The organism is Micromonospora sp. NPDC050200 (assembly GCF_040656135.1).
Classification (GTDB): Bacteria; Actinomycetota; Actinomycetes; order Mycobacteriales; family Micromonosporaceae; genus Micromonospora.
Genome location: NZ_JBFALG010000134.1, coordinates 1 through 5,990, shown reverse-complemented (window position 1 = coordinate 5,990; position 5,990 = coordinate 1). Strand labels below are relative to the sequence as shown.

The following is a 5,990-nucleotide window of genomic DNA, read 5'->3' as shown; positions in this document are numbered from 1 at the left end:
TCATCCGATGTCACGGGGAATGGTTCTCCTTGCACGCCCTCACGGGTCAAAGTTTCAGCAGGCTAACCTGCCTTCCCCAAGGCTGACACAGAGGGCACCCGAACCGCCCGACCTTCACCTCGCGCACCACCGCACCCTGCCCGTCAAGCAGGGTCAGACCGGCGCCACGATGAACCACGTAACCGCCGCCAGGCAGGCACACCGGATCGTGCGCGTAGCCCCGGTGGACCTGCTGCCAGACCCCGTGACGCGGGTCGCACCGGAACAGGCGTAGATCACCCCGCTCATTGGCCCCCACGTCGGGCACACGACGACCAGTTGGAGCACCCGTCAGGATGAGTTCCTGCTGGTGGCCGCACCACCGAATCGCGGACACGAACGAGAACGGTTGCAAAGGCACCCGGAACACGTCTGCGTCCGGCCCCGGCGTGACCAGCAGAGCTTCCTGATCCAGACGACGAAACACCGCAACAGCATGCCCACCGTGGCAACGTGCAACAAGCTCGTGGCCGAATCTCGCACCGTTGCAGTCAGCATCCTCTTTTGCCGCTGACCGCGCGCCCGATCAGCGTCCGGTCGTGCCGAATTGAGCGCGTCACCGCGCCGTCGGCGGGCAGACGATTCGCTACCGCGCGAGCAGGGAGCGCAGCACCTTGGTGATCTCGTCGGGTGCTTCCTCGGCCATGAAGTGCCCGGCCGATGTGGTGCGGTGCTCCAGATCAGCGGCCCAGGTGCGCCATAGCGCGGCGGCGTCGAAGCCGAGTGCGGCTCCCCAATCCTGCTGGACGACGGTGACCGGCATGGACAGCTGGTTCCCGGCGGCTCGGTCGGTCTGGTCGTGTTCGATGTCGATGCCGGCCGAGGCGCGGTAGTCGGCGACGATGGAGGGGACCGCCTCGCGCGAGGCTTTCAGGTATTCCGCCCGCAGGTCCGCTGGAATGGCCTGCGGGTTCTGGGCCCATGCGTCGAGGAAGTAACCGAAGAAGGCGTCCGCGCTGGCGCTGATCATTTGCTCGGGCAGGCCGGGTGGCTGGGCCATCAGGTACAGGTGGAAGGCAACCGCGGCGGTGGACCCGTGCAGGATGTCCCACATGTCCAGCGTCGGCAGGACGTCGAGGATGGCGAGGTGGGTGATCGTAGCGGGATGGTCGAGGCCGGCGCGGATGGCGACGAGAGCACCGCGGTCGTGTCCGGCCAGGGCGAAGCGCTCGTGGCCGAGTTTGCTGGCGAGGGTGACGATGTCGGCGGCCATGGTCCGCTTGGAGTACGTGTCGGCGTCGCGCGCGTCGGGCTTGTCGCTGGCGCCGTAGCCGCGCAGGTCGGGACAGATCACAGTGTGGTCGGTGGCCAGGTCGACGGCGACGTGCCGCCACATGACGTGGGTCTGCGGAAAGCCGTGCAACAGCACGATCGGGCTGCCCGTACCCCCCACCGCCACGTTCAGTGTCACGTCATCGTCGACCGTGACGCGCTGGTAGTCGAACCCGGGAATGGCAAATGTCATGATCGTCCTTTTCTCGTCGGGTGGACGATTCCAGCGTGCCGGTCGCGGATGAGCAAACGATGAGCGCGATACGTTTGAGCCGAGGCGCGGAAGGGCGGGTTCGATCAGTGCAGGTCAGGTTCGGTGTTCTCGGGCCGGTTGTCGCCTGGGACGGCGTCGGCGCGCCGATCGACCTGAAAGGGCCGAAACACCGCGCGGTGCTGGCGCGACTCGTCGTCGCGCGCAGCCAGGTCGTACCGGTCAGCCGCCTCGTCGACGACCTGTGGCAGGAGCCCCCACCAGGCGCGGTGGGCGCCGTCCGCACGTTCGTAGCGGCGTTACGGCGCACGCTGGAGCCGCAGCGTCCACCGCGCGAGCCGGCTCGGTTGCTGGTCACCGAGGGCCCGGGCTACGCGCTTCGGTCGGCGCCGGACGCGGTCGACGCCTGGCGGTTCGAGGACGCCGTCGCCGCCGCGTCCACGGCGCCCCCGCACGAGACACTCGAACGGCTCAATCGAGCCCTGAGCTGGTGGCGGGGGCCCGCGTTCGCCGGCTTCGACGACGAGCCGTGGGCGCGCGTCGAGCGTTCCCGCCTCGAACAGCTACGGCTGAACGCGATCGAGCAGCGGGCCGAGGCGCGACTAACCGTCGGGCGTGCCTCCGACGTCGTACCGGATCTCGACGCCCACGTGGCCGAGCATCCGTGGCGGGAGGAGGCGTGGCGGCTGCTGGCGCTTGCCCTGTACCGCGCGGGACGCCAGGGTGATGCGCTTGCGGTACTGCGCCGAGCCCGCAGCCTGCTCCTGGAACAGCTCGGCGTCGATCCGAGCCCGCGACTGCGTCGCCTGGAGACCGACATCCTCCGCCAGGCCGATCGGGTCAGCGACGGTCCCGGTTCACCGGGACCGGAACGAGTCTGGGCGGAGACCACGGCGGCATACGACCGCACCGTGGCGTCCGGTTCCGGGGCTCGACTGGAGTCGACGGTCGGCCTGCTGCGAAGTCTCGCCGTGACGGGGGCGAGCGGACTTGAGGCGGCGCGGGAGCAGCGGATCGCGGCCATCGCCGCAGCCGAGCAGTTGGGCGATCCTGAGCTCACCGCCCGGGTAATCGGCGGCTACGACGTACCCGCGATCTGGACGCGCTCGGATGATCCGGCGCAGGCGGCGCAGATCGTCGCGGCGGCCGAACGGGCCCTGGCCGCCTTTCGCCCCGGCCCGTCCGAGGCCACCCGAGCCCGGCTGCTGGCCACGATCGCGGTGGAGTCACGCGGTACCCGCGCGGCGCGCGGGCCCGAGGCGGCCCAGGAGGCGGAGCGGACCGCGCGCCGCCTGGGCGACCCGGCTCTGCTGGCCTTCGCCCTGAACGGCGTGTTCATGCAGACCTTTCACCGCGCGGGCCTGGCTCCCGAGCGCGACGAGATCGGTGCCGAGCTGGTCGCGCTCTCCGCCCGGCACGGCCTGGTGACGTTCGAGATCCTCGGTCATCTCATCCGACTGCAGGCCCGCGGCGCGCTCGCGGACTTCGCCACCAGCGACCAGCACGCCGCCGCAGCAGACCGGCTCGCCGAGCGGTACGACCGCCCGCTGGTCGGCGTGTTCACCCAGTGGTACCGCGCACTGCGACTGGCCGCCACCGGGCCCTCGCCACAGGCCGCGGAAGCCGCCTACCGCGACGCGGCAGCACAGCTCGCCAACGCCGGCATGCCCGGCGTCGAGCGGGGCCTCCTACCGCTGGCCCTGCTGTGCCTGCACGTGTGGCACGGCGACCCGATCCGCTTCGACGATGGCACCGACTGGGGCCCTTACACGCCCTGGGCGCGCCCGCTCGTCCTACTGACCCGGGACCTCCCGGCCGACGCCGCCACGGCGCTGCGTCAGACCCCGGATCCGCCGCGCGACCTGCTGTTCGAGGCCCTATGGTGCCTCACCGCCCAGGCTGCAATAGCCCTGGACGACCAGACGACGATGAAACGCGCCCGGACCGAACTCACGCCAGCCGCCAACGAGCTGGCCGGGGCCGGCAGCGGCATGCTCACCGTCGGCCCCGTCTCACGCTATCTCGACCACCTCGACGCGGCCCTCAGCCGGTCACGATGAGCCGGAGGGCTGAGCCATGAGATCCAGGTCGTCCCCCGATCGCCAGGCCACCGCGAACACGGCCCTCCCGCATTGCCTTCGGTCTGCCGCCGACGACCGACAACATGCCTTGATCACATGTCCGGATCTGCCGCAATCCGCGGGCTACGCGGCGTTACGAAGTGCTGACTCGGCCGGCATGCGCACATGCCGAGAACAGTGCACCCAGTCACCGAGTTCGGTACACCACGCCGTTGAGCTCTTCGTCGTCGTATGCCGCTGAGTTGGTGAGGTGGCCGTCGTACGGGCCGACCTTGGTTACCGTGGCACCGTCACGGAACACGATCTGCAGGCCGTGCTCTGGTTCCCAGGCGCACTCGCACTCAATCGAGACGTAGACATGCTGGTCGCCGTAGGGATCCCGACTGACTGTCGGCTCATCCCCGGGCCGAACATGGTTGAGAACATGGCGCGGGCTGTCGATCTCGACGTACCCCTCGTCATCGCCAGCGGCCAAGACATCGTCCATGACGTCGCGGTAGTAGGCGTAGATAGACGACGCGGCGACTTCCAATGCCGTTCGGTCGAGCGCGAGGAAGGTGCGGATTGCAGCGTGGAACTCTTCCTGCGCGGGGTCGTCGTCGTAGCCGTCGACAACGAATCGGCAAGCCATGCCCCCCAACACCGGTACTGGTATCGGGGCACTGCGGTACCCAGGGTCATTGCGTAGTCGGGTAGCTGGTCACTGTGGTGATCAGGTCGTGGGGGCGGCGGTTGGCGCGTCGGGTGGCTCTGGCGATGTTGGTCTCGCCGTTGCCGCGGTGGAATCCGATGGCGGTGTTGCGTAGGACCGCTGCTACGGCGGGTCCGTTGCCGGTGCGGGCTCGGTGGGCGTCTTCGTGGAAGGTCACGTCGCGGACCCAGTGCAGCCGGTTCTCGATGTGCCATTCCAGGCGGGCCCATTCCTGCAGGTCAGCAGGTTGGGCGTGGGCGGCGGGCAGTGACGCCACCAGATAGACGGTCTCGCGTGTGCGCTTGCCGGCCACAGTGCGGGTGCGGGTGATCCGGACGGCCTGTTGGGCGTGGGGGAAGCCGATGCCGCCGGGTGTCTGGAGGGTCAGCGCCTTGACGGTCCGGGTCTCGCGGCGGCCGTGGCCGCTGTCGCGGTGTTGGTCCCCGACCGGCACATCGGCCCAGGGCAGCCGCTTGAGCTGGGTGAACAACGTCGGCTGGTTGGCCTTGACCGACACGTACAGGTGCCCGCCGGCAGCGGCGACGGCTCGGGCGTGGGCGACCTGCGTGTGGAGGGCGTCCGCGACGATCACGATACCTGCCAGGCCACCCAGCCGCGCCTTGACCTGCTCCAGCAGCGGGGCGAACGCCGGGATTTCGTTCGACTTCGCCGCGACCTGGACCTGCGCCAGGACCACACCGGTCGACGTGTCGTAGGCCGACAGCAGGTGAACCCGCCCCTCGGGTAGGACGGCGCCCCGCACCACCTTGCCGTCAACGGCGATGACCCGCCGCGCCGGCGGCGGCGCCGACAGCCGGGAGCACAGCCAGTCGGCGAGGACCGCTGTCAACGTCTCGGCGTCGACGCGGACCAGCAACCGCCACACCGTGGTCAAGACCGGCACCCGACCGGTGAACCCGAGCCGACCCCACGCCAGCGCATCGAGATCGTCGACCCAGTCGCCGATCGCGGCGAACGTGCTCGCCCCGGCCATGACCGCGCACACCGCGGCCGCGAGCACACTCGCCAGGGGATACCGAACCCCTCGGGGGTCGCGCGGGTCAGGCACCCGCGCCAGAGCCGTCAACAGGCCATACGCCTCACGGCCAGCAGCCGGGGAGTCGGTCGGGGTGGGGGTGTGCTGACGGATCACGTCGATCAGCGATGATGACATGCGCGGGTGTGGTCCTTGTCGGTGTCATGTTGTCTCAGCAACTCCATGATCACCGACGGGCCACACCCGTTCCGCGTCACCCTCCACACAGGCCACGATCCTACGTACGGCCAGGTCAGACACACCTCAATCGACTACGCAAAGCCCCTGCTGCGGTACCAGCCCAAGTCGGCATCCTCGACGACCGTACCGAGACCAGGAATCTGCACGTCCGTCACCGTAGTCGTGTAGAACCGCGCTGGTTGTGGCAGGCTTCCTCTTCTGCCGCGTAGCGCGCGTCGCGCAACGTAACCAGCTCACGGGTGCACGCATCCGGACGTAGCCGAGAAGAGGACGTCCTGTCGGGGCTACCCTTCCTTCGCTTGGCGTGAGCGCTAGATCTCCAGCCGCAGTCCGGCCCATCGGTCGAGCCATCCCTTGGCCTCCACCCTCTGTGTCAGCCTTGGGGAAGGCAGGTTAGCCTGCTGAAACTTTGACCCGTGAGGGCGTGCAAGGAGAACCATTCCCCGTGACATCGGATGA

5 protein-coding genes are annotated in these 5,990 nt (G+C 69.1%); 1 reads left to right on the top strand and 4 read right to left on the bottom strand.

Annotation, left to right across the window (positions count from 1 at the left end; translation table 11 throughout):
* Positions 1-46: 46 nt before the first annotated feature.
* The gene (locus tag AB0I41_RS34605; RefSeq protein WP_357115493.1) at positions 47-466 is read right to left on the bottom strand and encodes a hypothetical protein; all 420 of its coding nucleotides are present in this window, start codon (positions 464-466) and stop codon (positions 47-49) included.
* 159 nt (positions 467-625) lie between these two features.
* On the bottom strand, positions 626-1,504 hold the full coding sequence (locus tag AB0I41_RS34600) for an alpha/beta hydrolase (protein ID WP_357115490.1): 879 nt from the start codon (positions 1,502-1,504) through the stop codon (positions 626-628).
* Positions 1,505-1,611: 107 nt separating this feature from the next.
* Here AB0I41_RS34600 and AB0I41_RS34595 point away from each other — a divergent pair, with 107 nt between their 5' ends.
* Positions 1,612-3,582 (top strand): BTAD domain-containing putative transcriptional regulator, encoded by a 1,971-nt coding sequence (locus AB0I41_RS34595; RefSeq protein ID WP_357115487.1) that lies wholly within the window; start codon positions 1,612-1,614, stop codon positions 3,580-3,582.
* A 208-nt stretch (positions 3,583-3,790) separates the two neighbouring features.
* Here the strand turns inward: AB0I41_RS34595 and AB0I41_RS34590 are convergent, their stop codons facing one another.
* Together AB0I41_RS34590 and AB0I41_RS34585 are read right to left on the bottom strand one after the other, a co-directional pair.
* Positions 3,791-4,246, bottom strand: coding sequence for a hypothetical protein (locus tag AB0I41_RS34590; RefSeq protein ID WP_357115484.1), 456 nt, complete (start codon positions 4,244-4,246; stop codon positions 3,791-3,793).
* 34 nt (positions 4,247-4,280) lie between these two features.
* Complete coding sequence (locus tag AB0I41_RS34585) at positions 4,281-5,468, bottom strand: ISAs1 family transposase (RefSeq protein WP_357115481.1); 1,188 nt, start codon at positions 5,466-5,468, stop codon at positions 4,281-4,283.
* Positions 5,469-5,990: the final 522 nt, after the last annotated feature.

Coding starts and splice junctions, on each gene's coding strand:
- AB0I41_RS34600 (WP_357115490.1), bottom strand. CDS start 1,504: ATGACATTTGCCATTCCCGGGTTCGACTACCAGCGCGTCACGGTCGAC.
- AB0I41_RS34585 (WP_357115481.1), bottom strand. CDS start 5,468: ATGTCATCATCGCTGATCGACGTGATCCGTCAGCACACCCCCACCCCG.